The organism is Pseudomonas fluorescens (genome assembly GCF_001902145.1).
Lineage (GTDB): Bacteria > Pseudomonadota > Gammaproteobacteria > Pseudomonadales > Pseudomonadaceae > Aquipseudomonas > Aquipseudomonas fluorescens_BV.
Map to the genome: position 1 here is coordinate 1 of NZ_MRST01000025.1, position 26013 is coordinate 26013.

General features: G+C 61.6%; 23 protein-coding genes. 15 read left to right on the forward strand and 8 right to left on the reverse strand.

Annotated elements, in window-relative coordinates; all coding sequences use genetic code 11:
- The 5 genes from BUE92_RS16610 to BUE92_RS16630 all read left to right on the forward strand — a co-directional run.
- A partial coding sequence (locus BUE92_RS16610) for a ribonucleotide-diphosphate reductase subunit beta (protein WP_073525043.1) occupies window positions 1-368 on the forward strand: 368 nt, incomplete at its 5' end.
- Between the two features lie 149 nt (window positions 369-517).
- Window positions 518-1006, forward strand: a complete 489-nt coding sequence (locus BUE92_RS16615; protein ID WP_073525777.1) for a DUF1289 domain-containing protein — start codon at window positions 518-520, stop codon at window positions 1004-1006.
- Between the two features lie 89 nt (window positions 1007-1095).
- The gene (locus BUE92_RS16620) at window positions 1096-2016 is read left to right on the forward strand and encodes a class I SAM-dependent methyltransferase (protein WP_073525044.1); all 921 of its coding nucleotides are present in this window, start codon (window positions 1096-1098) and stop codon (window positions 2014-2016) included.
- A 148-nt stretch (window positions 2017-2164) separates the two neighbouring features.
- A complete protein-coding gene (gene pcsA, locus BUE92_RS16625; RefSeq protein ID WP_073525045.1) occupies window positions 2165-2881 on the forward strand; it encodes a phosphatidylcholine synthase in 717 nt (238 codons plus the stop codon).
- Window positions 2882-3051: 170 nt separating this feature from the next.
- The gene (locus BUE92_RS16630) at window positions 3052-3831 is read left to right on the forward strand and encodes a TSUP family transporter (protein ID WP_073525046.1); all 780 of its coding nucleotides are present in this window, start codon (window positions 3052-3054) and stop codon (window positions 3829-3831) included.
- Here BUE92_RS16630 and nudC read toward each other — a convergent pair.
- Window positions 3799-4632, reverse strand: a complete 834-nt coding sequence (nudC, locus tag BUE92_RS16635; RefSeq protein WP_073525047.1) for an NAD(+) diphosphatase — start codon at window positions 4630-4632, stop codon at window positions 3799-3801. The two genes, BUE92_RS16630 and nudC, sit on opposite strands and share 33 nt — an antisense overlap.
- A 5-nt stretch (window positions 4633-4637) precedes the next feature.
- Window positions 4638-5450, reverse strand: coding sequence for a crotonase/enoyl-CoA hydratase family protein (locus BUE92_RS16640; protein WP_034127622.1), 813 nt, complete (start codon window positions 5448-5450; stop codon window positions 4638-4640).
- Window positions 5451-5634: 184 nt separating this feature from the next.
- Here BUE92_RS16640 and BUE92_RS16645 point away from each other — a divergent pair, with 184 nt between their 5' ends.
- The 3 genes from BUE92_RS16645 (at window position 5635) to BUE92_RS16655 (ending at window position 8196) form a co-directional block, all read left to right on the forward strand.
- The gene (locus BUE92_RS16645) at window positions 5635-6189 is read left to right on the forward strand and encodes a UPF0149 family protein (protein WP_073525049.1); all 555 of its coding nucleotides are present in this window, start codon (window positions 5635-5637) and stop codon (window positions 6187-6189) included.
- Between the two features lie 237 nt (window positions 6190-6426).
- Window positions 6427-7683: a 3-phosphoshikimate 1-carboxyvinyltransferase gene (gene aroA / locus BUE92_RS16650; RefSeq protein ID WP_073525050.1), complete on the forward strand. Its 1257-nt coding sequence runs from the start codon at window positions 6427-6429 to the stop codon at window positions 7681-7683.
- A gap of 123 nt (window positions 7684-7806) precedes the next feature.
- Window positions 7807-8196, forward strand: a complete 390-nt coding sequence (locus BUE92_RS16655; protein WP_073525051.1) for a hypothetical protein — start codon at window positions 7807-7809, stop codon at window positions 8194-8196.
- Window position 8197: 1 nt separating this feature from the next.
- Here the strand turns inward: BUE92_RS16655 and BUE92_RS16660 are convergent, their stop codons facing one another.
- The gene (locus tag BUE92_RS16660; RefSeq protein ID WP_073525052.1) at window positions 8198-8797 is read right to left on the reverse strand and encodes an NAD(P)H-dependent oxidoreductase; all 600 of its coding nucleotides are present in this window, start codon (window positions 8795-8797) and stop codon (window positions 8198-8200) included.
- Between the two features lie 72 nt (window positions 8798-8869).
- Between BUE92_RS16660 and BUE92_RS16665 the strand changes: the two genes are divergently transcribed.
- The gene (locus BUE92_RS16665; RefSeq protein ID WP_073525053.1) at window positions 8870-9472 is read left to right on the forward strand and encodes a TetR/AcrR family transcriptional regulator; all 603 of its coding nucleotides are present in this window, start codon (window positions 8870-8872) and stop codon (window positions 9470-9472) included.
- On the opposite strand, the gene BUE92_RS16670 is transcribed toward BUE92_RS16665, so the two are convergent.
- Together BUE92_RS16670 and BUE92_RS16675 are read right to left on the reverse strand one after the other, a co-directional pair.
- A complete protein-coding gene (locus tag BUE92_RS16670; protein WP_073525054.1) occupies window positions 9462-10139 on the reverse strand; it encodes a GNAT family N-acetyltransferase in 678 nt (225 codons plus the stop codon). The two genes, BUE92_RS16665 and BUE92_RS16670, sit on opposite strands and share 11 nt — an antisense overlap.
- Window positions 10140-10195: 56 nt before the next feature.
- Entirely contained in the window at window positions 10196-11080 is an 885-nt protein-coding gene (locus BUE92_RS16675; protein ID WP_073525055.1) for a LysR family transcriptional regulator, read from the reverse strand.
- A gap of 113 nt (window positions 11081-11193) precedes the next feature.
- On the opposite strand from BUE92_RS16675, the gene BUE92_RS16680 reads away from it, so the two are divergent.
- The 6 genes from BUE92_RS16680 to BUE92_RS16705 all read left to right on the forward strand — a co-directional run bounded on the left by BUE92_RS16680 (window position 11194) and on the right by BUE92_RS16705 (window position 19167).
- Window positions 11194-12426, forward strand: coding sequence for an MFS transporter (locus tag BUE92_RS16680; RefSeq protein ID WP_073525057.1), 1233 nt, complete (start codon window positions 11194-11196; stop codon window positions 12424-12426).
- Between the two features lie 38 nt (window positions 12427-12464).
- A complete protein-coding gene (locus BUE92_RS16685; RefSeq protein ID WP_019816878.1) occupies window positions 12465-13175 on the forward strand; it encodes a FadR/GntR family transcriptional regulator in 711 nt (236 codons plus the stop codon).
- A gap of 106 nt (window positions 13176-13281) precedes the next feature.
- The gene (gene lhgO / locus BUE92_RS16690) at window positions 13282-14475 is read left to right on the forward strand and encodes an L-2-hydroxyglutarate oxidase (protein ID WP_073525058.1); all 1194 of its coding nucleotides are present in this window, start codon (window positions 13282-13284) and stop codon (window positions 14473-14475) included.
- Window positions 14476-14530: 55 nt separating this feature from the next.
- Window positions 14531-15856 (forward strand): MFS transporter, encoded by a 1326-nt coding sequence (locus BUE92_RS16695; protein ID WP_073525059.1) that lies wholly within the window; start codon window positions 14531-14533, stop codon window positions 15854-15856.
- Window positions 15857-15937: 81 nt separating this feature from the next.
- Window positions 15938-16789 (forward strand): CAP domain-containing protein, encoded by an 852-nt coding sequence (locus BUE92_RS16700; protein WP_073525060.1) that lies wholly within the window; start codon window positions 15938-15940, stop codon window positions 16787-16789.
- A 173-nt stretch (window positions 16790-16962) separates the two neighbouring features.
- Window positions 16963-19167 (forward strand): GAF domain-containing protein, encoded by a 2205-nt coding sequence (locus BUE92_RS16705; protein ID WP_073525061.1) that lies wholly within the window; start codon window positions 16963-16965, stop codon window positions 19165-19167.
- On the opposite strand, the gene BUE92_RS16710 is transcribed toward BUE92_RS16705, so the two are convergent.
- The 3 genes from BUE92_RS16710 to treS all read right to left on the reverse strand — a co-directional run bounded on the left by BUE92_RS16710 (window position 19146) and on the right by treS (window position 25939).
- Window positions 19146-20267, reverse strand: coding sequence for a GGDEF domain-containing protein (locus BUE92_RS16710; RefSeq protein WP_073525062.1), 1122 nt, complete (start codon window positions 20265-20267; stop codon window positions 19146-19148). The genes BUE92_RS16705 and BUE92_RS16710 overlap by 22 nt on opposite strands.
- 90 nt (window positions 20268-20357) lie before the next feature.
- Window positions 20358-22595, reverse strand: a complete 2238-nt coding sequence (gene glgB / locus BUE92_RS16715; RefSeq protein ID WP_073525064.1) for a 1,4-alpha-glucan branching protein GlgB — start codon at window positions 22593-22595, stop codon at window positions 20358-20360.
- Complete coding sequence (gene treS / locus BUE92_RS16720; protein ID WP_073525067.1) at window positions 22592-25939, reverse strand: maltose alpha-D-glucosyltransferase; 3348 nt, start codon at window positions 25937-25939, stop codon at window positions 22592-22594. Before treS ends, glgB begins: the two co-directional genes overlap by 4 nt.
- Window positions 25940-26013 lie beyond the last annotated feature (74 nt).

Consider the following 26013-nt stretch of genomic DNA (forward strand, 5'->3'; position numbering starts at 1 on the left):
AGTCGATGCACCTGAACTTCGGTATCGACGTGATCAACCAGATCAAAATCGAAAACCCGCACTTGTGGGATGCCGAGATGAAAGAAGAAGCGACCCAGATGATTCTGCAGGGTACGCAGCTGGAGATCGAATACGCTCGTGACACGATGCCGCGCGGTGTTCTCGGTATGAATGCGGCGATGATGGAGGATTACCTCAAGTTCATCGCTAACCGTCGCCTGTCGCAGATTGGCTTGAAGGAAGAGTACCCAGGCACGACCAACCCGTTCCCGTGGATGAGCGAGATCATGGACTTGAAGAAAGAGAAAAACTTCTTCGAGACCCGTGTGATCGAGTATCAGACCGGCGGCGCGCTGAGCTGGGACTGACCTAACTCTGTAGGAGCGAGCTTGCTCGCGAAGACCTTCAACGATAACGCGTGCATCCTGAATGAACGCGGTGCCCTTGGGGTCTTCGCGAGCAAGCTCGCTCCTACATTGGGGCCGCGGTGTTCTTCAATCTTTTGCAAATTGCCTTTATGCCCAATCAAACCATCAAGACCCCTTGCGTCGGCCTGTGCTCCACCGTCTACGGTGACCTGGTCTGTCGGGGCTGTAAGCGTTATCACCATGAAGTGATCCAGTGGAATGGCTATAACGCCGAGGAAAAACAGGCGGTGTGGCTGCGCCTGGAGCAGTTGCTGGTACAGGTAATGGCCAGCAAGCTGGAAGTCTTCGATCCGCAGCGCCTGCGTCAGCAACTGGAAGCGCGCAAGATTCGCTTTGTGCCGCACCAGTCGCCGTATTGCTGGGCATACCAACTGATTGCCCGTGGCGCACGGGTGATCTCCAAGCTCGATGCCTACGGCTTGACGTTGTTGCCCGAGTTTCGCGAGCGCCACCTGGCGGACCTGCGCGATGCGATAGACCGGGAGTTCTTTCTGTTGTCCGAGGCGCATTACGAGCGCTATATCGCCCCGGTTTTCTTGAAAGACTCATTCGGACCGGCGCTGATTGCAGGTAGATAGGCGTCGACTGTCAGGCCGCCATCACAGGCAAGCCAGTTCCTACCCAATTGTGTTTAAAATGCCGCCCGCCCGATGACTGACGCTTAACGATGAACCCAGACGCACTCACTACCCTGCACGCCCACTTGCTCACTGCCCTGGCTGACGCGCCTGCGGAAACCCGGCGCCTGTTCCATGGCCGTGGCCGTTGCTGGCCAGGCCTGGAGCAACTCACCGTGGACTGGCTGCAAGGAGTCGTGCTGGTCGCCTCGTTCAAAGAAACCGAGCACCTGGAAGCCCTGAAGCACACACTGTTGCAGATCGAGTGGAGCCGTTTCGGCGTGCACACCGTGGCCCTGCAACACCGCTACCTGCCGCAAAGCACCACCGAATGGCTGGTGGGCGACGCCATCGACGAGCTGACCATCACAGAGGGCGGCCTGCGCTACCTGATCGACCTGGGTAAAAAACAGAACATCGGGCTGTTCCTCGACATGCGTTACGGTCGCAACTGGGTGCGCGAACAGGCCCAAGGCCAGCGCGTGCTGAATTTGTTTGCCTATACCTGCGGTTTTTCCGTGGCCGCCATCGAAGGCGGCGCCGAGCATGTAGTGAACCTGGACATGGCCCGTGGTGCCCTCAGCCGTGGCCGCGACAACCATCGCCTGAATGGGCACGACCTGAGCCGGGTGAGTTTCCTGGGCCACGACCTGTTCAAGTCCTGGGCCAAGGTGACGAACAACGGCCCTTACGATCTGGTGATCATCGACCCGCCGTCCTTCCAGAAAGGCAGTTTCCTGCTGACCAAGGATTACCAGCGCGTGCTGCGCCGCCTGCCGGACTTGCTCAGTGCCCACGGCACCGTGCTGGCATGCATGAACGATCCGGCCTTCGGCGAAGACTTCCTGATCGACGGCGTGACCCGCGAGGCGCCGGGACTGCGGTTTGTGCAGCGGCTGGAAAACCCACCGGAATTTCCTGATATTGACCCACAGAGTGGGCTGAAAGCCCTGGTGTTCCGTCAGGGTTGATGCCGAAACGTCCTACGCTTGCTACGCTAACGAAGACACCGGGCGGTGAACCTTATCCTCCCCTTCCCGGTCGATACCTGCATTCCCCGGCCAGACTCGACGACGTTGCGTCGTCGGCTGCCCTGTTTGACCTTTTGGAGAACCGCCCGTGATATCGACCCTGCATGTAGCCAGACTCAAAGCCTGGGGCGCCCACGGCTTTACCGCCACCGGTGTAGTGCTGGCCTTCTTGGCCACCCTGGCGCTGCTGGAAAACTCTCCCAAGGCGTGTCTGCTGTGGCTGGGCCTGGCGCTGGTGGTGGATGGCGTCGACGGCTCGCTGGCGCGACGGGTGAATGTCAGTACGGTACTGCCCAGCTTTGACGGCTCGGTGCTGGACCTGGTGATCGACTACCTCACCTACGTGTTCATTCCCGCACTGTTTATCTACCGCTACATCGACCTGCCCGACTTCACCCACCTGTTTGCGGTGTCGGTGATCCTGGTGTCGTCGCTGTTCTGCTTTTGCAACGTGAACATGAAGAGCAAGGACAACTACTTCGTCGGCTTCCCTGCCGCCTGGAACGTCGTTGCCCTGTGCGTCTATATCATCCAGCCGGATGCCTGGGTCACGTTGCTGACCGTGATCGGCCTGGCGCTGCTGACCGTCACGCCAATGAAGTTCCTGCACCCGTTCCGGGTCAAGCGCTTTATGCCGATCAACATCGCGGTGACCACCATCTGGTTGCTGTGCAGCTTCCTGATGGTGGTGGACTACCCGAACACCAACCCTTGGACATTTGGCTTGTGGTCGCTGATGTCGGCGTACTTCCTGGGTATCTGCATCTGGCGCACGGCCTTGGAATGGCTGGGCGCGCACAAATAACAAGCGGGCTCGGTAAAAAATGTGGGAGGGGGCTTGCCCCCGATGGCGGTGGGTCAGTCAGCTTATTGGTCACTGAAACACTGCTATCGGGGGCAAGCCCCCTCCCACATTTGAGTCACAACGCAGTAAGATGCAGGCCTTCTGCGCACCTCCAACAATAAGCCCTGCCCATGCCCTTCGAACTCAGCGTTGACCTCACCACCCTGGCCATCCTGGCCGTTGTCGCTTTTATCGCCGGTTTTATCGACGCAATCGCCGGCGGTGGCGGTTTGTTGACCACGCCCGCCCTGCTCACCGCCGGTATGCCCCCGCACCTGGTGCTGGGCACCAACAAGCTCAGCTCCACCTTCGGCTCGGCCACCGCCAGCTTTACCTTCTACCGCCGCAAGCTGTTCCACCCACGCCAATGGGTGCACGCCATCGTCGGTACCTTGATCGGTGCACTGACCGGCGCGGTCGTCGCCCATTACTTGCCTGCCGAAACCCTGAACAAGATGCTCCCGGTGATCGTCTTCGCCTGCGGTGTGTACCTGCTGTTCGGTGGCACGCCCAAGGCGCCACTGGACGCCGAGGCCCCGATCAAAAAGAAATGGCAAGCCACCCAGGGCTTTGGCCTGGGTTTCTACGACGGCGTGGCCGGGCCCGGCACGGGGGCGTTCTGGACGGTCAGCACGATGCTGCTGCACCCCATCGACCTGGTGAAGGCCAGCGGCGTGGCGCGCAGCATGAACTTCGTCAGCAACGCAGCGGCCTTGACGGTGTTTATCATCAATGGTTCGGTGGACTGGATTGTCGGCCTGGCGATGGGTGTGTCTGTGATGGGTGGCGCGTTCTTTGGCGCACGCAGTGCGATCAGCGGCGGCGCCAAATTCATTCGTCCGGTGTTTATCACCGTGGTCCTGGGACTGACCGTGCGCCTAGCCTGGCAACACTGGTTCAGCGTGGCCTAAACGGCGGGCCACGTAGAGGTCGATGAGGTAACGCGCAATCGAGCGTGACGCCGGCAACGGCGGCAGCTCGTGGATATTGAACCACTGCGCGTCCTCGATCTCGTCGGCCTGGGGCACGATATCGCCACCGGCGTATTCGGCGTGAAAGCCCAGCATCATCGAGTGAGGGAACGGCCAGCATTGGCTGCCCATGTACTGGATGTTCTTGACCTCCAACTGCACCTCTTCGCGCACCTCACGGATCAGGCAGTCTTCGGCGGACTCACCCGGCTCGGCAAAACCGGCCAGGGTGCTGTAGACCCCGGTGACGAAACGTGGCGAACGCGCTAGCAGAATGTCATCGCCACGGGTTACCAGCACGATCATGCTTGGCGAGATGCGTGGGTAGCTGCGCAGGTCGCAGGCCTGGCAATACATCGCCCGCTCCCTCGGCACCTGCTCCATCGCCTGGCCGCAACTGCCACAAAAACGATGCTCCCGCGCCCAGGTACCGATCTGCGCGGCGTAGCCCAGCACCTTGTACAGGGTGTGATCACCTTGCAGCATAAAGCCGCGCAAGCCCTGCCAACTGCACCCTGGCACATCAGCCGGCGAGTCAAGTTCCAACAGATACACCGGCTCGCCATCGAGATGGCCGATGCCGTGTTCGGCAAACACCGACAGGTCCTGGCGCTTGAGCCATTCGCGCGGGAACAGCGGGCCGTTGGTGTCGTGTAAAAAACCTTCGCGGCTGCGGGCGACGGCCCAGCCGCCGGGGGCGTCGTTGTCCAGCAGTGTTGTGGTAATCCAGCCTGGGGTCATGTCAGTCAATCCACGAATTCGGGTTTCTGCTTACTCATATGGGCCGCGATGGCCACGCGCAGGTCGTTGGATTGCAACATAGCCGAGTTCCAGGTGGCAACGTATTCCAGGCCGTCATTGACTGTGTGGTCACGCATGTAGCTGATCATGGCCTTGGTGCCAGTCACGGCAATCGGCGACTTGGCGGCGATTTGATGGGCCAGGTCCATGACACCCGCCAGCAGGCTTTCATGATCGGCAAACACGCGATTGACCAGGCCGATGCTGCGGGCTTCCTCGGCGCCGAACTGACGACCGGTGTAGGCCAGCTCACGCAGCATGCCGTCGCCGATAATGCGCGGCAGGCGTTGCAAGGTGCCGACGTCGGCGGCCATGCCGATGTCGATTTCCTTGATCGAGAATTGCGCGTCCTCGGCCGCATAGCGCATGTCGCAGGCGCTGATCAGGTCGATGGCACCGCCGATGCAGTAGCCCTGGATCGCCGCCAGCACGGGCTTGCGGCAAGTGTCCACGGCATTGAACGACGCTTGCAGTTCGAGAATCTTGCGGCGCAGCAGGCGCGCATTGCGACCCACGTCCTTGCCAAAATCATTGGCGATCGAGGCCAGCATCATCAGGTCGATGCCCGAGGAAAAATGCTTGCCCGCGCCGCTGAGCACCACGGCACGCACGGCGTCGGTCTCGTCGACCCATTGGAAGATGTCGATGATTTCGGTCCAGAACGCCGCGTTCATGGCGTTGATCTTTTCCGGGCGATTGATCTGCACATGGGCAACGTTGCCGCTGAGTTCGACAACGAAGGCTTGGTATTCGGACATGGCAGTGATCCCTGACTGGCGATTGAGAAAGGCCAGACTATATCAAGGGTGCGCCACGGCGCATCGGCCAAAAACGGGACTGGTCACGGTGGGGGAAAAGACGCTGGATAAAACCCGATGTACAGGCCATCCTTTGCGCTTTAAGCCGCGCTGTCAGCGGCGCTCGACGTTTTAAGGATATGCCATGCACGCCCAACCCCTCGCTCCCGACGATTTCGAATTCATTGACGCCACCTTACTCAAATACGGCGAAGACCACTCGGTGCTGAACATGGCCGAACTCGACGGTTATTTCACCGCCCTGGTTTCCAGCCCGGCCAAGGTGGATGTGGCCGAGTGGTTCCCGGCGATCTGGGGTGGGCAAAACCCTGAATGGGACAACATGGACGAGGCCCAGGCTTTTCTCGAACTGTGTGTACGCCATATGAATACCCTGGCCGCACAATTGGCCACTGATGCCCAGGCATTCAAAGCCCGTTTCGATGAAACCGAACATCAAGACCAGGCGGTGACCCTTGCCGAGGAATGGTGCTTTGGTTATGTGCGCGGCGTGACGATCGCCAACTGGCCGCCATTGCCCGCTGTACAAGCCGGGCAACTGGAGCGGATTTCCTGGTGCGCCGAGCAGGACAATTTCGAATTGCCGGCGGATCTGGATGTAAACGCCCATCAACTGCAGGTCAGCGAAATCGAACCGGCTGCGCGGGCGCTGCATGACTACTGGCTGAGCCAGCGTTAAGGCAGTAGGAGCGAGCTTGCTCGCGAAAAACTTCCAGGCGCCGCGTTCATTCAGGGAGCACGCTTTATCGTTGACGTTTTTCGCGAGCAAGCTCGCTCCTACATTAGGGACGCAGCGCATGCCAATAAATCACGCAGATCACCCGCTCACTCGACAAGCATGGCGTGTTTGCCTGATGATTCGGGTCCGCACGTCGGCCACTCCACGCCACCTCGCCTTGACCAGGAGCCTTGTACCTTGAGTTCGCAGAAAACCGTGACCGTTACACCGCCCAACTTCCCCCTCACTGGCAAGGTCGCGCCCCCCGGCTCCAAATCCATTACCAACCGTGCGCTGTTGCTGGCGGCACTGGCCAAGGGCACCAGCCGTTTGAGCGGTGCGCTCAAAAGCGATGACACAGGCCATATGTCGGTAGCCCTGCGGCAGATGGGCGTCACCATCGACGAGCCGGACGACACCACCTTTGTCGTCACCAGCCAAGGCTCGCTGCAATTGCCGGCCCAGCCGTTGTTCCTCGGCAACGCCGGCACCGCCATGCGCTTTCTCACGGCTGCCGTCGCCACTGTGCAAGGCACAGTGGTGCTGGACGGCGACGCGTACATGCAAAAACGCCCGATCGGCCCGCTGCTGGCCACCCTTGGCCAGAACGGCATCCAGGTCGACAGCCCTACCGGTTGCCCACCGGTGACCGTGCACGGCGTGGGCAAGGTCCAGGCCAAACGTTTTGAGATTGATGGTGGCTTGTCCAGCCAATACGTGTCAGCCCTGCTGATGCTCGCGGCGTGCGGCGAAGCACCGATTGAAGTGGCGCTGACCGGCAAGGACATCGGCGCCCGTGGCTATGTGGACCTGACCCTCGATTGCATGCGTGCGTTCGGTGCCCAGGTCGACGCCGTGGACGACACCACCTGGCGCGTCGCTCCCACTGGTTACACCGCACATGATTACCTGATCGAACCCGACGCTTCCGCCGCCACTTACCTGTGGGCCGCAGAGGTGCTGACCGGTGGCCGTATCGACCTCGGTGTAGCCCCACAAGACTTCACCCAGCCCGACGCCAAGGCCCAGGCTGTGATCGCGCAGTTCCCGAACATGCAGGCCACGGTGGTAGGGTCGCAAATGCAGGATGCGATCCCGACCCTGGCGGTGCTCGCCGCATTCAACAATACCCCGGTGCGTTTTACTGAACTGGCGAACCTGCGCGTCAAGGAATGTGACCGCGTGCAGGCGCTGCACGATGGCCTCAACGAAATTCGCCCGGGCCTGGCGACCATCGAGGGCGATGCCCTGCTGGTAGCCAGCGACCCCGCCTTGGCTGGCACCGCCTGCACCGCACTGATCGACACCCACGCCGACCATCGCATCGCCATGTGTTTTGCCCTGGCGGGGCTGAAAGTCTCGGGCATTCGCATTCAAGACCCGGACTGCGTGGCCAAGACCTACCCTGACTACTGGAAAGCCCTGGCCAGCCTGGGCGTTCACTTGAACGACTGACCCACCTGAAAACTGTAGGAGCGAGCTTGCTCGCGAAAAACGTTAACGAAAACGCGTGTTTGCTGAATGAATGCGGCGCCTGTGAGTTTTTCGCGAGCAAGCTCGCTCCTACAGGGAGCGTCAATGACCCTTCGCCAACCCTGCCCACCCGGCGCCTGTGTCTGCAACCGTGATCAACTGCTGGAAGCTCCCGGCGCGGATCTGCGCATCCTGCAACTGACGCGACAGCAGGAAAAAATCCTGCTGGAGCGCCTGGAAAACCTCAAGAGCCTGCAAGACCTCGAACATCTGCAACAGCGGATGTACGACCAACTGGGCATCCGCGTACACATCGCGCCCGGGCATACCGAGGTCAAGAGCATGCGCGGGATCCAGATCGTCATCGACGAACTGCCTGGCATGTGCCGCAAGACCCGCCAGTCGATCCCTGCGTCCATTCGCCGTGGCCTGGAGAAGAACCCAGAAATTGCCTACCGCTTGCTGGACGCCCACGACCTGTTTCGCGACGTTTGAACTATCCCGCTACCGCCTCACGCTCGAACAACCCCTGCCCCACGGCCCTGGCTTTTTGCAAATGCACCTGGGCCGCGCCACTTTCCGAGTCCAGCAACAATTCGGAGGTGAGTACCTGCGCCCCGCAATAATCAAAGATGCCGTAGTCGATCTGGGTGTTCATGGCCTTGGCATAACCGTGTCGATCGAAGGCGCTTTCGTCAGCCGCCCCCAGGGCCAGCAGATGCACCTGCAAATGCCTGAGTTTCTTCTGCACCGGTGTATCGGGGCCGTAATCAATCGCCCAGCCATTGACGAATACGCGGTCGACCCAACCCTTGAGCAACGCCGGCATTGACCACCAGTAGATGGGGAACGCCAGCACCAACGCGTCGGCGCGATCTATGCGGGCCTGTTCGGCCACCACGTCGGCTGGCGGCGTCGCCCGAGTACGGTGCACCCGATGGTCGGCGGCGCTGTAGCGTGGGTCGAACCCTTCAGCGGCAAGGTCGGCTATTTCAAAGGTGTGGCCAGAGGCGGCCAGGCCCGCGCCCACCTCGGCAGCCACGCTGTGGGTGAGCGATTGCGGGTCGTGATGAGCAACAACGATCAGTGCGTGCATGACTTTGACTCCGTTTAGGCTTAATCTACTTTTAGTAAGTTACGTCGAATAAGTTACTTTTGGTATATAAGCATGTCAAGCAGTGAATCCCCTGCCCCCCGTCGTCGCTTGTCCCGTGAAGATCGCCTGCGCCAGTTACTCGACGTCGCCTGGCAATTGGTGCGTGACGAAGGCACCGACGCCCTGACCCTGGGCCGCCTGGCCGAGCTGGCGGGCGTGACCAAACCAGTGGTGTACGACCACTTCGCTACACGCGCGGGTTTGCTGTCCGCGCTATATGCAGACTTCGACGAGCGCCAGGACCAGGTGTTTACCGAGGCCATCGCCACCAGCAACGCGACACTCGAGGACCGCGCGCGGGTTATCGCGTCGTCGTATGTCGATTGTGTGTTGTTGCAAGGTCGGGAAATCCCCGGCGTGATTGCCGCTTTGAGCGGTTCGCCGGAGTTGGAAGCGTCCAAGCGCGAATACGAGGCGATCTTCCTCGATAAGTGCCGAGACGCGCTGTCGCCCTTCACCCACGGCGGCAGTATTTCCCAGGCCGGGTTGCGCGCCATGCTCGGCGCGGCGGAAGCCCTTTCTCATGCGGCGGCCAATGGCGAGATCAGCCGCGAGGAAGCTCAGCAGGAGCTGCTGGAGACTATCCTCGGGATGGTCAGGCGCGTCAGGCCGTAGGCAGACGGCCCTGGACGAACAGTTGCGCCTTGCGCGTCAACTGGTCCAGGTGCCGATCACGCTGTTTCTCTGCGTCGACCATGGCGCGCTTGCCGTGTTTTTGCAGCAGGTAGGTGTGGATCTGCCGCACTTCCAGCGAGCTGTAGATTGAAGCCACATCCAACACGCCCATCAGCCCATCGGTGCCGTAGTTGCGGGTGTTCATCACGACCTGGGTGCCACGCACACCGCGTACCTGGAAACCCATGGCTTCGAACACCGCAACCTTCTCTACCGCACAGGCCAGTTCGGCGTGGGGATAACGCGCCATCACCTCGTCCATCATGCTGCGTGCCACACCCTGGCGACGAAAGCCGGCCTGCACCGCCATAAACGCGATGCCACACGCGTGCGGATCATTCTTCACCGGCAGATACAGGCAAAAACCCACCACCGTCTCGTCTTCCATCGCCACGACCAACTCCACCGCAACGCCCTTTTCGCCATTCAACGCCTCAAGGTACAGGTGCACCTCAAACCCGATGGCGTACTGGTAGATGTTGTAGAGCAGGTTGCTCGGTGCCAGCGCCACGCTGCTGATGTCGGTGAGGTTGTCCACCACCATCTGCAGGATCTGACTGTTGACCGATTCGGGGCACGGCGTGGTGTAGCGGGTAAGGCTGAACATGCAAATTCCTGGGGTTTCGCGTCAAGGCAGCGGCGATTGTACCTGTTGCGCGCCGCTCATGGCCCGCACACCTCGCGCAAACATGCGCGCAGCCAACGATGGGCCAGGTCGGCGTCCTGTCGCGGGTGCCACAGCATCGCCACGGTGAACGGCGGCAACGTCACAGGCAGCTCGAAGCAGTGCAAGCCTCGAGGCGGCACTGTGATATAGCGCTCAGGCACGCTGGCGATCAGGTCGGTATCACGCGCCAGGGCGATGGCCGTGTTGAAACCGGCGACCACTATGCTGACCTGCCGAACCAGACCTTGCGCCTCAAGGGCCTCGTCGATCTGGCCACGGTCCTGCCCGCGCCGCGACACATAGACGTGTTGTCCCTGGGCAAAACGCGCTGCGCCAAGGGGGCCGCGGCTCAGAGGATGGCCCTCGCGCACCACGCCCACCAGGCGGTCACGGAACAGCGCCTGGGTCAGCACCTCCGGGCTGGCGCCCACATCGACCACACCGGTTTCCAGGTCGACGCCACCGTCGCGCAGCAACGTACTGTGCTTGTCGCTCTTGTGCACGAAACGCAAACGCACCCCTGGGGCGTCATGGGCGATACGCGCGAGCAATGCAGGGCCGAAGCGTTCGACGAACTCCTCACTGGTGCGCAGGGTGAAGGTGCGCACCAGCTCACCCAAGTCCAGGGTGTGCGTCGGGCGCAATACGGCGTTGGCGTCTTGCACCAGTTGGCTGACCTGATCACGCAATTGCAACGCCCGGGGCGTCGGCACCAGGCCGCGCCCGGCACGTACCAGCAGCGGATCGCCAGTGGCTGCACGCAAACGCGCCAGGGCCCGGCTCATGGCCGAAGGGCTCAGGCGCAGGCGCTGGGCGGCGCGAGCGACGCTGCCTTCGGCAAGCAACACGTCCAGGGTGATGAGTAAATTGAGGTCGGGCATGGGGGCTCCTTATCAGGCGCTGGGTGCAGCTATAACCTGCGACCCATGCGCCTTCCGCCATCTTAGGCGACGCCGTAGATTTGCGACAGGTGCATTCACTCAAGGAAACGCGCATGCAAACCTCCACACGCGGCGGCCTGGTCGCCTTGTCGCTGTCCATGTTGCTGGCCGCCCTGGGCACCAGCATCGCCAATGTCGGCCTGCCCAGCCTGGCGCACGCCTTCGGGGCATCGTTTCATGCCGTGCAGTGGGTGGTGCTCGCCTACCTGCTGGCCATCACCGCCGTGATTGTCAGCGCCGGGCGCCTGGGCGACCGTCTGGGGCGCCGGCGCTTGCTGCTGGCCGGGTTGCTGGTGTTTGCCCTGGCCTGCGCCGGGTGTGCCGCCGCGCCAACCCTGTCCTGGCTGATCGGCGCACGGGCATTCCAGGGCCTGGGCGCGGCGATCATGATGGCGATGACCCTGGGCATGGTCGGTGACACCGTCACGAAAGAGAATACCGGCCGAGTCATGGGCCTGCTCGGCACTATGTCGGCACTCGGCACGGCCATGGGGCCGAGTGTCGGCGGGGTATTGCTCAGCCTGTGGAGCTGGCGCGCGCTGTTTTTGATCAGCCTTCCCTTGGCGGGTGTGGCTGCCGCCCTCGCCTACCGTTATTTGCCGGTGGATGCTTACCGCCGTGAAGCTTCGCCAGGCGATACATTCTGGGCGCCCCTGCGCGATGCGCCGTTGCGCGCCGGCTTGGCCATGAGTGCCCTGGTGTCAGCGGTGATCATGGCAACGTTTGTGGTGGGTCCGTTCTACTTGTCGCGTGGCCTGGGCCTTGATCCCGCCTGGATGGGCTTGGCCATGGCCGTCGGGCCAACGGTCGCGGCGGTTACCGGTGTACCGGCGGGTTACCTGACCGATCGCCTCGGCAGCCAACGCCTGACCCTCATTGGATTGGGCGTGATGCTGTGCGGGGCCCTGTTGCTGTCGCAGGTCTCCGGGCTTGGCGTCTATCTCGCGGCGCTGATCGTGTTGACGGCCGGCTACAGCCTGTTCCAGGCGGCCAACAACACGGCGGTAATGAGCGATATACAGGCGACACGCCGAGGCACGGTGTCCGGCCTGCTGAATCTGTCGCGTAACCTGGGCCTTGTTTTCGGCGCATCGGCCCTCGGCGCGGTGTTCGCCCGCGCCACCCCGGATGTCAGCCTCGCCGCACCCCAGGCGGTGGCTGACGGCCTGCACGCCACCTTCGCCATGGCTGTAGGTTTGCTGTTACTGGCTGTGCTGATCGCCTGGAGACGTGCGCATTCCCTGGCCAGCGCGAAGCAGACAAACATTGACAAGCTAAAATCGTAACGACTATTGTCTGACAACCTGATTACCAAGGTTTTCCCATGCTTGAGCTCCAGCGCCCCGATTCGCTTGTCGTACGGGTTGTCAGCGCCATTCGCGCAGAAATCGAATCCGGCCAACTGGCCCCGGAGTCGCGCCTGCCGACCGAACAGCAACTGGCCGAACAACTCAACGTCAGCCGCTCCGTGGTGCGTGAAGCCATTGCCCAACTCAAGGCCGACGGTGTGCTCACGGCCCGCCGTGGCCTGGGCTCGTTTATTTCGCAGACCCCTGCGGGCACGGTGTTTCGGTTTCCGCAGCCCAACGGGCGACGACCTGACCTGGCGCAGATGTTCGAAGTGCGCCTGTGGATCGAAACCCAGGCCGCTTCGATTGCTGCCCAGCGCCGCGACAGCGCCGACCTGCAGCGCATGAAAAGCGCGTTGCAGGCCATGCAGGACAACCGCGACGACTTTGAAGCCGCAGCCCTGGCCGATGTGGAATTCCACCGCGCCATTGCCGACGCCAGCAAGAATGACTACTTCGTGGCCTTCCATGACTTCCTCAGAAGCCAGTTGGCCAGTGCGCGTAAAACCGCGTGGGAGAACTCGGCCTCGCGCTTTGCCACCGGTTCGGCCGACGCGACCCAGGAACATCAACAGCTCTACCAGGCCATCGCCGACGGCGACGCCCAGCGCGCTGCTGCCAGTGCCGAGGCGCACCTGCGTGCAGCGGCGCGACGCCTGCAACTGGAATTACCGACCACGAATTGATCCACCTTGTTTGCAGCGTGTCCCCGGACACGCCATTTTTTTAACAAAAACATTAGTCTGACAACCTGATAATCAGACTGAAATGTACAGCCTAGGTATCCCTGCAATGATTCATGACTTTTGCATTATCGGCGGCGGCATCGTCGGCCTGGCCACCGCCATGGAGCTGCTCAAGCGCCAACCCGGCGCGTCGCTGGTGATCCTGGAAAAAGAGTCGGTGCTGGCCAGGCACCAGACCGGCCACAACAGCGGCGTGATCCATGCCGGCATCTACTACGCACCCGGTAGCCTCAAGGCTGATTTGTGCAAGCGCGGCGCCGAAGCCACCAAGCAGTTCTGCCGCGAACACGGGATCAAATTCGAGGTGTGCGGCAAGCTGCTGGTGGCCTCAAGCCCGCTGGAAATACAACGCATGGAAGCGCTGTACGCCCGTGCCCAGCTCAATGGCATGCAGGTCGAGCGCTTGAATGCCGAGCAACTGCGCCAGCGTGAACCGAACATCGTCGGCCTTGGCGGCTTGTTTCTCGATGCCACCGGGATTGTCGATTACCGCCAGGTGTGCGAGACCATGGCCCAGGTGATCCGTCGCAACGGTGGGCAGATCTGCCTGGAACACACCGTGACCGCTATCCACGAAAACACCGACACCGTCACCGTCAACACCGAGGGCGAGACCTGGCAGGCCCGCCACCTGGTGGTGTGTGCCGGCTTGCAGTCGGACCGCCTGGCGCGCCTGGCCGGGGTGAGCATCGACCATCAGATCATCCCGTTTCGTGGCGAATACTTCCGCCTGCCCGCCGCCAAGAACAACATCGTCAACCACCTGATCTACCCGATCCCCGACCCGCAGCTGCCCTTCCTCGGCGTGCACCTGACCCGCATGATCGACGGCAGCGTCACCGTCGGCCCGAATGCCGTGCTGGGACTGGGCCGCGAGAACTACCGCAAGTTCTCGGTGAACTGGCGCGACGTAGCGCAATACGCCAGTTTCCCCGGTTTCTGGAAAACCCTCTGGCAGAACCTCGGCTCCGGCACCACCGAGATGAAGAACTCGTTGTTCAAGTCCGGCTACCTGGAGCAGTGCCGCAAGTACTGCCCGTCCCTGACCCTCGATGACCTGCTGCCCTACGAGGCCGGTATCCGTGCCCAGGCGGTGATGCGCGACGGCAGCCTGGTGCACGATTTCCTGTTCGCCCAAACCTCACGAATGCTGCATGTGTGCAACGCGCCCTCACCGGCCGCCACCTCAGCCATGCCCATCGGCGCGATGATCGCCGACCGCCTGTTCCACCCCCAGTAAGACCGCACCGCCCGCCACCCAACAATAACTACAAAGACCCAGAAGGAAGTCCAGCATGTCGGCATCCGCCTCCATTCCCGGTACCGAAACGCCCGAACAAACCCGCAAGCGCCTGCGCAAAGTAGCCGCCGCCACCATCTTCGGCTCGATGCTGGAGTGGTACGACTTTTACCTGTACGCCACCATGGCGGCGATTGTATTTTCGAAGATCTTCTTCGATAACAGCGACCCGAAGACTGCCACGCTGATGGCCTTTTCTACCTTTGCCATCGGCTTTATCGCCCGCCCCTTCGGCGGCATCCTGTTTGGCTACCTGGGCGACAAGTTCGGGCGCAAGCAAGTGCTGGTGCTGACCTTCTGCCTGATGGGCGTGTGCACCACCTTGATCGGCTTGATCCCCAGCTACGCCTCCATCGGCATCTGGGCCCCGATCCTGCTGGTGTTTATCCGCATCATCCAGGGCTTGGGCGCCGGTGCCGAGCTGTCGGGCGCGGCGGTCACTTCCTACGAACATGCCTCCCAAAGCAAGCGTGGCAGCCAGGGCGCCTGGCCGGCATTGGGGCTGAACCTGGGCCTGTTGCTGTCCTCGCTGACTATTTACTTGCTGACCATCAACGGCAACGAGTTCCTGCTGGCCGGCGGCTGGCGCATTCCGTTTATCTGCAGCATCGTGCTGGTAGGCGTCGGCCTGTGGGTGCGCAACAGCATTCCGGAGACCCCACAGTTCGAAGCGCTGGGCAAGGAAGAAGCCAAAGCCAAGCCATCGCCCCTCAAAGCCTTGTTCAAGAACGACCTCAAGGGCCTCGCCGTGGTGTTTTTTGTCGCGATTGGCTACAACGCCCTGAGCTACATTTTCAAGACCTTCTCCCTGGCGTACCTGACCCAATTCAAAGGCGTGGACGTGCATGTCACCTCGCTGTCGGTGACCATCGCCAGCCTGGTAGCCATCGTCGCCGTGCCCTGCTTCGGCTGGCTGTGTGACAAGTGGAGCAGCAAGACTGTGCTGATGCTCGGCGGGCTGTGCTCGCTGCTGTTCGCCTACCCGTTCCTGGCGCTGCTCAACAGTGGTGAAAGCCTGATGATCTACCTCGCCATCGGGGTGGGCACCGGTATCCTCGCGCCGATGATGTTTGCGCCCCAGGGCTCGTTCCTGAGCCGGCAGTTCCCGACGCAAACGCGCTCTTCGGGCTTTGGCACCGGACGGGAAATCGGTACCGCCATTGCTGGTGGCCTGGCACCGCTGGGTGCGCTGTCGATGGTGGCGGCCTCAGCCACCCACTCCACCGATGGGGTGGTGGTGATCCTTGCGATTTCTGCCTTGTTGGTGGTGGTGTTTGCCCTTTGCGATCAGGGCGCGAAACACTCGGCATTCAAGAACTGAGCAAAAAAGTTCGGACCAACGGGTGCATGGATGCACCTGGATCGCGCATCATGGGCACTTTCAAGCTCAAGGGTAACGTCCATGCGCGTTCTGTCATTGATGATGGGTCTTACGACGCTGGCCGCCACTACGGTGTTCTGCGCCAGCGCGATGGCGAATGAAGAAAGTCAGTTAGTCCAACAGATCAACCAATACCGCAGCCAGGTGCAACGCTGCGGTGACCAGGGTTCCCAGGAACTTCCGCCGCTGACCAGCGACACACGGCTGGTGTTGCCGGCCTCCAATGTCGGCGATTTGCAGCAGTCGCTGGCGCGCGCTGCCTACCCCATGGTGAATGTGCAGGCCATCAGCCTGTCCGGGCCCAAGGATGCCCAGGCCGCGATGAAAGCGGTACGCGAGAGCTTCTGCCGCGTAGTGCTCGATCCGCAATTTGTCGATATCGGCGTCAGTAACAGCGGCCAGGACTGGCGCATCGTGCTGGCTCGCCCGTTGGTGACCAGCGGCCTGGGCGATTGGCAGACCGAAGGCAGAAAACTGCTCGACCTGATCAACACCGCGCGTGCCGAGTCGCGTCAGTGTGGCACCCAGGCCTTCGCTGCGACGGCGCCCTTGTCGTGGAACGACACGCTGGCCAACGCGGCCAACAGCCACACCCGCAACATGGCCAACGGCAATTTCTTCGACCACCTGGACCCCGACGGCCGCACGCCCGGTGACCGCGCCGAGTTGGCGGGGTATATCGCGAAGAATATCGGCGAAAACATCGCCGCCGGCCTCGACACGCCGCGCAAGGTCGTCGACGGTTGGCTCGCCAGCCCCGGCCACTGCGCCAACCTGATGAACCCGCAATTTCGCGAATTGGGTGCCGCCTACGCCATGGACCCCAAAAGTGACGCGGGCATCTACTGGACGGGCTTATTCGGCACGCAATAAAGGTCGGGCGCCGGCCCAACCCGGGCAACAATGACGGCGTGCAAATAGACAATGAAATCAAAGTGCTATCAGGGAGAAAATCGCGCTGAACTGAATGCGGTCATTCCGGTCTGTTGCTAGTCGGTGTGACTCTTCGAAGCTAAACAATGCGTGGCAAGCAAGGTGTGAACCCAATGATGAATTGGCTGCAAGGCAGCAGCGAAATGGCAGAGCGGGTTCGTCAGCACGATTGGGCCAATACGCCCCTGGGGCCACTTGAACACTGGCCCGATGTGTTGAAGACAACCGTTGCGCTGTGCTTCGCGTCCAGTTTCCCCCAGGCCATCGTCTGGGGGCCTCAGTTGATTACCCTCTACAACGACGCGTTCACGCCGATCCTGGGCAGCAAACCCGACGCCTTGGGCCGCCCGTTCAACGAGATCTGGCACGAGGTATGGGACGATATCAGCCCTATCGCCGACGCCGCGTTCGACGGGCACGCCACCTATATCGAAAACTTCCCGCTGTTGATCCAGCGCAACGAAGCGCCGGAACAAGCCTATTTCACCTTTTGCTACAGCCCGATTCGCAATGCCCAAGGCGTGGTGGTCGGCTTGCTCGACACGGTGACCGAAACCACTGCCACGGTGTTCCTCGCCCGTCGTCTTGAAGTGCTGGACGCCATTAGCAACAGCGTGACCAACGCTACCGACGCCGAAACCATCCTGACGTCGACCACCCGCTTGTTGGCCCAGCATCTGCAAGTGTCCATCTGCGCCTACGCCGACATGGACGAGGATGAAGATGGCTTTACCATTCGCGGCGACTGGTCGGCGCATGGCTCGCCGAGCATCATCGGGCATTACAGTCTGGCGGCGTTCGGGGAATGCGCGGTCAACTGCCTGCGTGCCGGCGAGCCACTGGTGATACGCAATAATCTGATCGAGCTGCCGCCCCATGACGCCGCGAGCTTCCAGGCACTGGGGGTGGCAGCCACTATTTGCATGCCGTTGATCAAAGACGGGCGGCTCACCGCGCTGATGGCCGTGCACGACAAACTGCCGCGCTTTTGGTCTTCCTATGACATGGCGCTGGTGGGCGAAGTCACCGAGCGTTCCTGGGCGCATATCGAACGCGTACGCGCCGATGCCGCCGTGCGCGAGGGCCTGGCCGCCTATACAGAACTCAATGCCAGCCTGGAACAACGTGTAAATGAGCGTACCCATGCGCTGGCCGAGGCCGAAGCCGCACTGCGCCAGTCACAGAAGCTGGAGGCCATCGGCCAACTGACCGGCGGCGTCGCCCATGACTTCAACAACCTGCTGACCATTATTCGCTCATCGGTGGACTTCCTGCGCCAGCCGGGCCTGTCCGAGGAGCGTCGGCAACGCTATATGTGGGCGGTGTCCGACACCGTGGAGCGAGCCAGCAAACTCACCAGCCAACTGCTCGCCTTTGCCCGTCGCCAACCGTTGAACCCGCAGGTGTTCGATGTCGGCCAGCGCGTGCAGAATATCGGCGAGATGCTCGAGAGCGTTACCGGTGCACGCATTCATGTGCAGGTTAAATTGCCCGATCAGCCCTGCTACGCGCGCATCGACCCCAGCCAGTTCGAAACCGCACTGATCAACATCGCCCTCAACGCCCGCGATGCGATGGAAGGCCAGGGTACCCTGACCCTCAAGGTCGCAGGGCAGCAGGCGCTGCCACGTATTCGCGGGGATGCCGAGTCGTGTATGCCCTACATCGCCATCTCCCTGGCTGACACCGGCACCGGGATCCCCAGCGACACCTTTGAGCGCATCTTCGAACCGTTCTTCACTACCAAAGCCGTGGGCAAAGGCACCGGCCTGGGCCTGTCGCAGGTATTTGGCTTTGCCAAACAGTCAGGCGGCAATATCGATGTGGCCAGCGCCCTTGGCCAAGGCACCGTATTTACCTTGTATCTGCCGCAACTCGAAGGTGAAGCTGCGCAGCATCAAGACCCGCATGCAGACCTGCCAGCGCCGCAAGAGGCTGCTCATCAGCATGTGCTGATCGTCGAGGACAACTTAGAGGTGGGACGCTTCGCCAGCCAGATCCTCAAGGACCTGGGTTACCAGACCACCTGGGCGACCAATGCCGAACAGGCGCTGAACCTCGCCGGCCATGACGTTCAGGGGTTCGACGCGATCTTCTCCGACGTGGTGATGCCCGGCATGACCGGCGTGGCCATGGCCAGGCTGCTGCGCCAGCGCCGCCCGGACCTGCCCGTGGTACTCGTCTCTGGCTACAGTGAGGAACTGGCAGACAGCGGCTATGAAGGCTTTGAGTTCCTCGCCAAGCCCTACTCCGCCGACCAGGTTGCGCGGGTGCTGGCAAAGGCGATGTGCAAGGATCAGTCGACGACCGCTACCTGATTGCGGCCCGATGCCTTGGCCTGGTACAGGGCCTTGTCGGCGCTGTTCATCAAGCCGTTCAAGTCCAGATGCTGAGTGCAGGTCGATGCCACGCCCAGGCTTGCGCTCACCCCTTGTACCGGGTCGGCGGGCAAGTCACAAATCGTCTGGATCAACTGCTCGGCAATGCCACGCGCGGTCTCCAATGAAGTATTGGGCAGCAACACCGCAAACTCCTCGCCTCCCAAGCGACCGTAGATATCGGTCTGGCGAAAGGACGCGCTGATCACCGCGCCAATCTGGCGCAACACCTGGTCGCCGGCCTGATGGCCGTAGGTGTCATTGATAGCTTTGAAATGGTCCATGTCCATCATCAATGCACACAGAGGCTGCTGCTCGCGAAGGCACTGGGCATACAGCAATTGGGCCTGTTCGTAGAACGCCCGACGGTTCATCAGCCCGGTCAGTTCATCGGTCTGGGCGGCACGGGTGGAAATATGATGAGCGCGCTCCATTTGCCTCGTCAGGCGAAAGGCTTTTTCCAGGGCATCGGAGAGCTTGCGCGTCGCACCTACCACAAACGAAGCAAACACCAGCACCGCCAGCGCCACGCCGACCTGCATCGGCGAAGGCTGAAACAGCATCCATACCGTACAGGGAAGCAACACCAGCGCCATCGAGCCCAGCGTCATGTAGCGATAGGCCGAATAACAGGACACCGCGCTGACCGACATGCCCACGGTAAACAGCATCACCAGCACCTGGGATAAGCGGTCATCGACCGGCATCACCGCCAGCGCCCCGCCGCCCCAGATACCCGCCGACAGTATCAGCGTGACCCAGTAGCGGCGTTCCCAACGGGCGGGTGTGCGCCCCGCGTCCGGGCAGCGAAACCATTGCACGAACAGATGCAGGCGCACCAGTGACGAGCCCGCCAGCAGTACCAGCCACACCAGGATGACCTGATGATCGAATCGATCCCAGCACAGCCAGCAGAGCATGACGGCGCCCAGGTAGCTGCCGAAGATCGCCGAGAATGACTGACGAAACAGCTGGTGCAAACGATCGGTTCGCACCTGCTCTTCGATTTCGTGACCCTGATCTTGCCCAAGGCTATTCATGGGATTGGCCTGTTTGAACGGCTACGACAAAGGCGCCATTGTGGCACCTTGCCAGCAGCCCGGACAACCGCATCCGGCACGCTAGAGCGCTTATGGCTCCTGAGGTCGCAAAATCAGGACACCCAGGGGCGGCAGGTTCAACGACAGCGACACCGGTTGCCCATGGCGCGGCTCATCCTGGGTAAACACGGCTCCGCCATTCCCGTAATTGGAGCCGGCGTAGGTATCGGCATCACTGTTGATCACCTCACTCCATCGCCCGCCAAACGGCACACCGACTGCGTAGCCTTCACGGGGCACCGGGGTGAAGTTGGCAACCACCAACACGGGTTTGCCGTCCTTGCTCCAGCGCAGCCAGGCGTAGACGCTGTTGATCGCGTCATCACCGATCAGCCATTGGAAGCCCTGGGGCGCATCGTCCTGTTCGTGCAGCGCCGGCTCTTCGCGGTACAGGCGGTTCAAATCGCCTACCAGCTTCTGCACGCCACGGTGCTCGGGGTACTGCAGCAAATACCAATCCAGTTGCTGGTCGTGGTTCCACTCGCGCCATTGGCCAAATTCGCAGCCCATGAAGAGCAGCTTCTTGCCGGGGTGCATCCACATGAAACTGAGATAGGCGCGCAGGTTGGCAAATTTCTGCCAGCGGTCGCCGGGCATCTTGTCGATCAGCGAGTGCTTGCCGTGCACCACCTCATCATGGGAAATCGGCAGGATAAAGCGCTCGGACCAGGCGTACACCAGCCCGAAACTCAGCTCGTTGTGATGATGGGCGCGGTACACCGGGTCTTGCTGGATGTAATGCAGAGAGTCGTGCATCCAGCCCATGTTCCATTTGTAGTTGAACCCCAGGCCACCCTGTTGGGTAGGCTGGCTGACGCCCGGCCAGGCCGTGGATTCCTCGGCAATCACCAAGGCGCCCGGCGCTTCAAGGGCAACCACGTCGTTCAGGTGCCGCAAGAAGTCGATGGCCTCCAGGTTCTCGCGACCGCCATGGCGGTTGGGCACCCATTCACCGGCCTTGCGCGAATAATCGCGATACAGCATGGAGGCCACTGCGTCCACACGCAGGCCGTCCACGTGGAAATGCTTGAGCCAGTGCAAGGCCGACGCGAGCATGAAACCGTGGACCTCGGTGCGGCCCAGGTTGTAGATCAGCGTGTCCCAGTCCTGGTGAAAGCCTTCCAGGGGGTTGGCGTATTCGTACAGCGCGGTACCGTCAAATTGCGCCAGGCCGTGGGTATCGGTGGGGAAATGCGCTGGCACCCAATCAAGGATCACGCCGATATCGGCCTGATGGCAGGCATTGACGAACCAGGCAAAGTCTTCCGGCGAGCCAAAGCGCGCGCTGGGGGCAAACTGGGACAGCGCCTGATAGCCCCAGGAGCCACCAAAGGGATGCTCCATGATCGGCATCAGCTCGATATGGGTGAAGCCCAATTGTTGAACGTAAGGAATCAGCCGCTCAGCCAGTTCGCGCCAGCCATATTGACGGGCCACTTCTCCGGCCTCGTCCAGCTCGCACTGCCAGGACCCCACATGCAGCTCGTAGATCGACAACGGCGCGGTGGTTTTCTGCTTGTCTCCCCGCGATTGCATCCACTCATGGTCCTGCCAATCCACTTGCAAAGGTGCGGCGACCTTCGAGGCGGTGTCCGGCGGCAGTTGCGTGGCCAGCGCCACAGGGTCGGCCTTGAGCGGCAGAATGCCGTGGGCACCGAGAATTTCATACTTGTAGGCCGCGCCCGGCTGCAGGCGCGGGATGAAGATTTCCCACACGCCCGATGGATGGCGCAGGCGCATCGGGTGGCGGCGCCCGTCCCAGATATTGAAGTCGCCCACCACCGAAACCCGCCGTGCGTTCGGCGCCCAGACGGCAAAGCGCACGCCTTGCACGCCGTCGACGCTGACCACCTGAGCCCCCAGGCAGTTGCCCAGGTCACGGTGATTGCCTTCGGCAAACAGGTACAGGTCCATTTCCCCCAGCAGCAATTGGCTGAAGCTGTAGGGGTCTTCGGTGATCTGCTCACCGCCGGCCCACTGGATTTTCAGCAGGTAGGGCTGACGAGTGCGCAAGTGCCCGACAAACAGGCCCGGCACCTGGGTGGCGTCGAGGCTGCCAACCGGCTCGCCCGTGTCACGCGCCAGTACCTGCACACTCAGGGCCTCCGGCAGGAACGCGCGGATAAACTGGCCGCCCTGCTCGTCATCATGGGGCCCCAGGATCGAAAAGGGATCGAGGTGCTCGGCGCGCACCAGCGCATCGACGTCCTTGGACGCCGGCAATGCAGTCAACTTGGGCTGCAGCGGTTCTCTCTGTGTAAAACTCATGACGTCTCCCCACCGCGTACAGGTTTAGATATAGGTGTCAGCCCGCTCAGCAAGCCGTGCAGCCCTTGCAGGGGCACCGGCAGCCAAGTCGGGCGGTTTTCTGCTTCGTAGGCCACTTCGTACGCGGCCTTTTCCAGGCTGAACAGCGTCAGCGCTGCGTCTTGGCCGTTGGCATCCTGCCAGTCATGCGCCAGTGTAGACGCAGCGGCCTGGTAAGCCTGGGTAAATGCCTGACGGGCTTCATGCAGGTAGCGGTCGGTCACGCGTTTGCGCGCAGCGTTCGCTTCTGGCGTGTGATCCACCCCTTGCACATTCAGCGCCATCGCCGCGGCATAATCGAAGGAACGCAGCACACCGCTCACATCTTTATAAGGGCTGTGCTTGCCGCGCCGCTCATGCAGCGGCCGCGCCGGCTCGCCTTCGAAGTCGATCAAGTAGGCATCGCCCTTGACCACCAATACCTGGCCCAGGTGCAAATCACCGTGGACGCGGATGCGCAATCCGCCCGCCGTGGCTTTGGCCAACGCCTGGACATGGGCCGCGATGGCTTTTTTCTGCGCCAGTAATTCACTGACCAACGCCTGGTCGGCGGGGTTCAACTGGCTTTGGTGAAGCTTGAGCAACTGCAGGGCACGGTCGATCTGGGCGCCGACATCCTTGGCCCAGGCTTGGGTGTCTTTGGCTGTGGTGGGTTCGGGTTTGAAAGCCTTGTCGGCGGTTGGCACACCCAACACCAGGTGCATTTCACCCAGGCGCTGACCGAGCAAACCAGCAAAATCCGCCAGTTCGCCGAGGGCGTTGTAGTGCTGTTCCTGTTCAGAGATCGCGTCGGCCAGTTCATCGCGGATCGCCCGCTCCAGGTTGTTCTGGGTCCAGCTCCAGGCGTCGCCCTGATTGCTCAGGTAACCCTGGGCAATCATCAGCAGGTTGTCCTGCCCCTGCCCGTCGCGGCGGCTCATAAAGCCCAGCAGCGGCGAGATATTCGGGTAGCCGGCGGCGGTCAGGTAGGCACTCATTTCCAGCTCCGGGTGCACACCGGCGCTGACTTTACGAATCAGCTTGAGCACCAGGCTGTCACCGACCACCACCGAGCTGTTGGACTGCTCGGCAGACAAATAACGCACCGGCGATTCACGGGTCAGTTGCAGTGCGGCCAAGTGCTCAGTCGCCTCAAACCGCAGATCGCCGTCAGGGCTACTCAGCACGGTACCGGCCTGCATGGCCTGGATCACCTCAAGGATAAAATGCTCAAGGCTGAAGGCATCGGTCACCAAACCTACCTGGCGGGTCCGTCGCACTCGGGCCAGAGCCAATTGCTGAGGCAAGGCGCTGGTGAACTGATCTTCGCCAAGGAAGCCCAGGGGCAGTTGGTAGCGGCTGACCTGGCCAGCACTGGTCACTTGGATCTCGCTGAGCAACACCGGATGCTGCAGGTCGCCAAAACGCACGCCGTAAGCGATGTGCACCGTGTCGATTGCCGTGTCTTTGCCGGCAAACCAGCGACGCTTGGGCAGCCAGGCGGGCAGTGAAGTGTGTTCCAGGCTGGTACGGCAAGGTTCTTCCAGTAACTCTTCCATGCGCTTTTTCAGTACCAAAGTGGTGAAGTCGGGCATGCTTTGCGCTGGTTCCACATGCCAGCTGGGCATCTGGTTTTCCGCTGCCAGCACGAACCAATAGAAACCATAGGGCGCCAGGGTCAGCAGGAAATTCAGCTGGCCGATCGGCGGGAAGGCATTACCGCCGAGCATCTCCACTGGCACCATGCCGGCAAAGGCCGACAGGTCCAGCTCCGCCGCCTGGGCGCTGCGCGACACATTGGCTACGCACAGGATGATCTCGGTGTGGCCGTCTTCGCCAGTGTATTCACGGGTATAGGCCAGGATCCGGCGATTGGTCGGCGAGAGCATTTTCAAGCTGCCACGGCCAAACGCCTTGGACTGCTTGCGCACCGCGAGCATGCGCCGCGTCCAATTGAGCAATGAGTGCGGGTCCTGGGCCTGGGTCTCGACGTTGACCGACTGGTAGCCATATTGCGGGTCCATGATCGGCGGCAGCACCAGGCTGGCCGGGTCGGCACGGGAAAACCCGCCATTGCGGTCGATGGACCATTGCATGGGCGTGCGCACGCCGTCACGGTCGCCCAGGTAGATGTTGTCGCCCATGCCGATTTCATCGCCGTAGTACAAGGTCGGCGTGCCCGGCATCGACAGCAACAGGCTGTTGAGCAATTCCACCCGCCGACGATCACGCTCCACCAGCGGCGCCAGGCGTCGCCGAATGCCCAGGTTGATACGGGCGCGGCGGTCTGCGGCGTAGTAGTTCCACAGGTAGTCGCGCTCCTTGTCGGTGACCATTTCCAGCGTCAGCTCATCATGGTTGCGCAGGAAAATTGCCCACTGGCAATTGGCGGGAATCTCCGGGGTCTGGCGCAGAATGTCAGTGATGGGGAAGCGATCTTCCTGGGCCAGCGCCATGTACATGCGCGGCATCAGCGGGAAGTGGAACGCCATGTGGCATTCATCGCCGTCATCACCCTTTCTGTCACCAAAGTACAGCTGCGTATCTTCGGGCCACTGGTTGGCTTCGGCCAGCAGCATGCGGTCGGGGTAATGGGCGTCGATCTCGGCGCGGATCTGCTTGAGAACGTCGTGGGTCTCCGCCAGGTTTTCGTTGTTGGTGCCGTCCCGTTCGATCAGGTACGGAATGGCGTCCAGGCGCAGGCCGTCGATGCCCAGGTCAAGCCAATAGCGCATCACCGACAGCACCGCTTTCATGACCTGCGGGTTATCAAAGTTGAGGTCGGGTTGGTGCGAGTAAAAGCGGTGCCAGAAGTACTGGCCGGCCACCGGGTCCCAGGTCCAGTTGGACTTTTCGGTGTCGAGAAAAATAATACGCGTGCCGTCGTATTTCTGGTCATCGTCCGACCACACGTAGAAGTCCCGTGCGGCCGAGCCTGGCTTGGCCTTGCGCGCACGCTGGAACCAGGGGTGCTGGTCGGAGGTGTGGTTGATCACAAGTTCAGTGATCACGCGCAGCCCGCGTTGGTGGGCTTGGGCAATAAAGCGCTTGGCGTCGGCCATCGTCCCGTAATCGCTGTGCACGCCGCGGTATTCGGCAATGTCGTAGCCGTCATCACGCCGGGGAGACGGGTAGAACGGCAGCAGCCAGATCGTGTTCACGCCGAGGTCGGCGATGTAGTCGAGTTTGGCGATCAGCCCGGCAAAGTCACCAATGCCGTCATTGTTGGAGTCGAAATAGGATTTGACGTGAACCTGATAGATCACCGCGTCTTTGTACCAGAGCGGGTCTTTGATGAAGGTGGCTGCCTTGGGTTTCTTGGCCATTGCAAACTCCTGAAGCACTCAAAAATCTTGCGAACTGAACTCGTTGAATGTGGGAGCGGGCTTGCTCGCGAAAG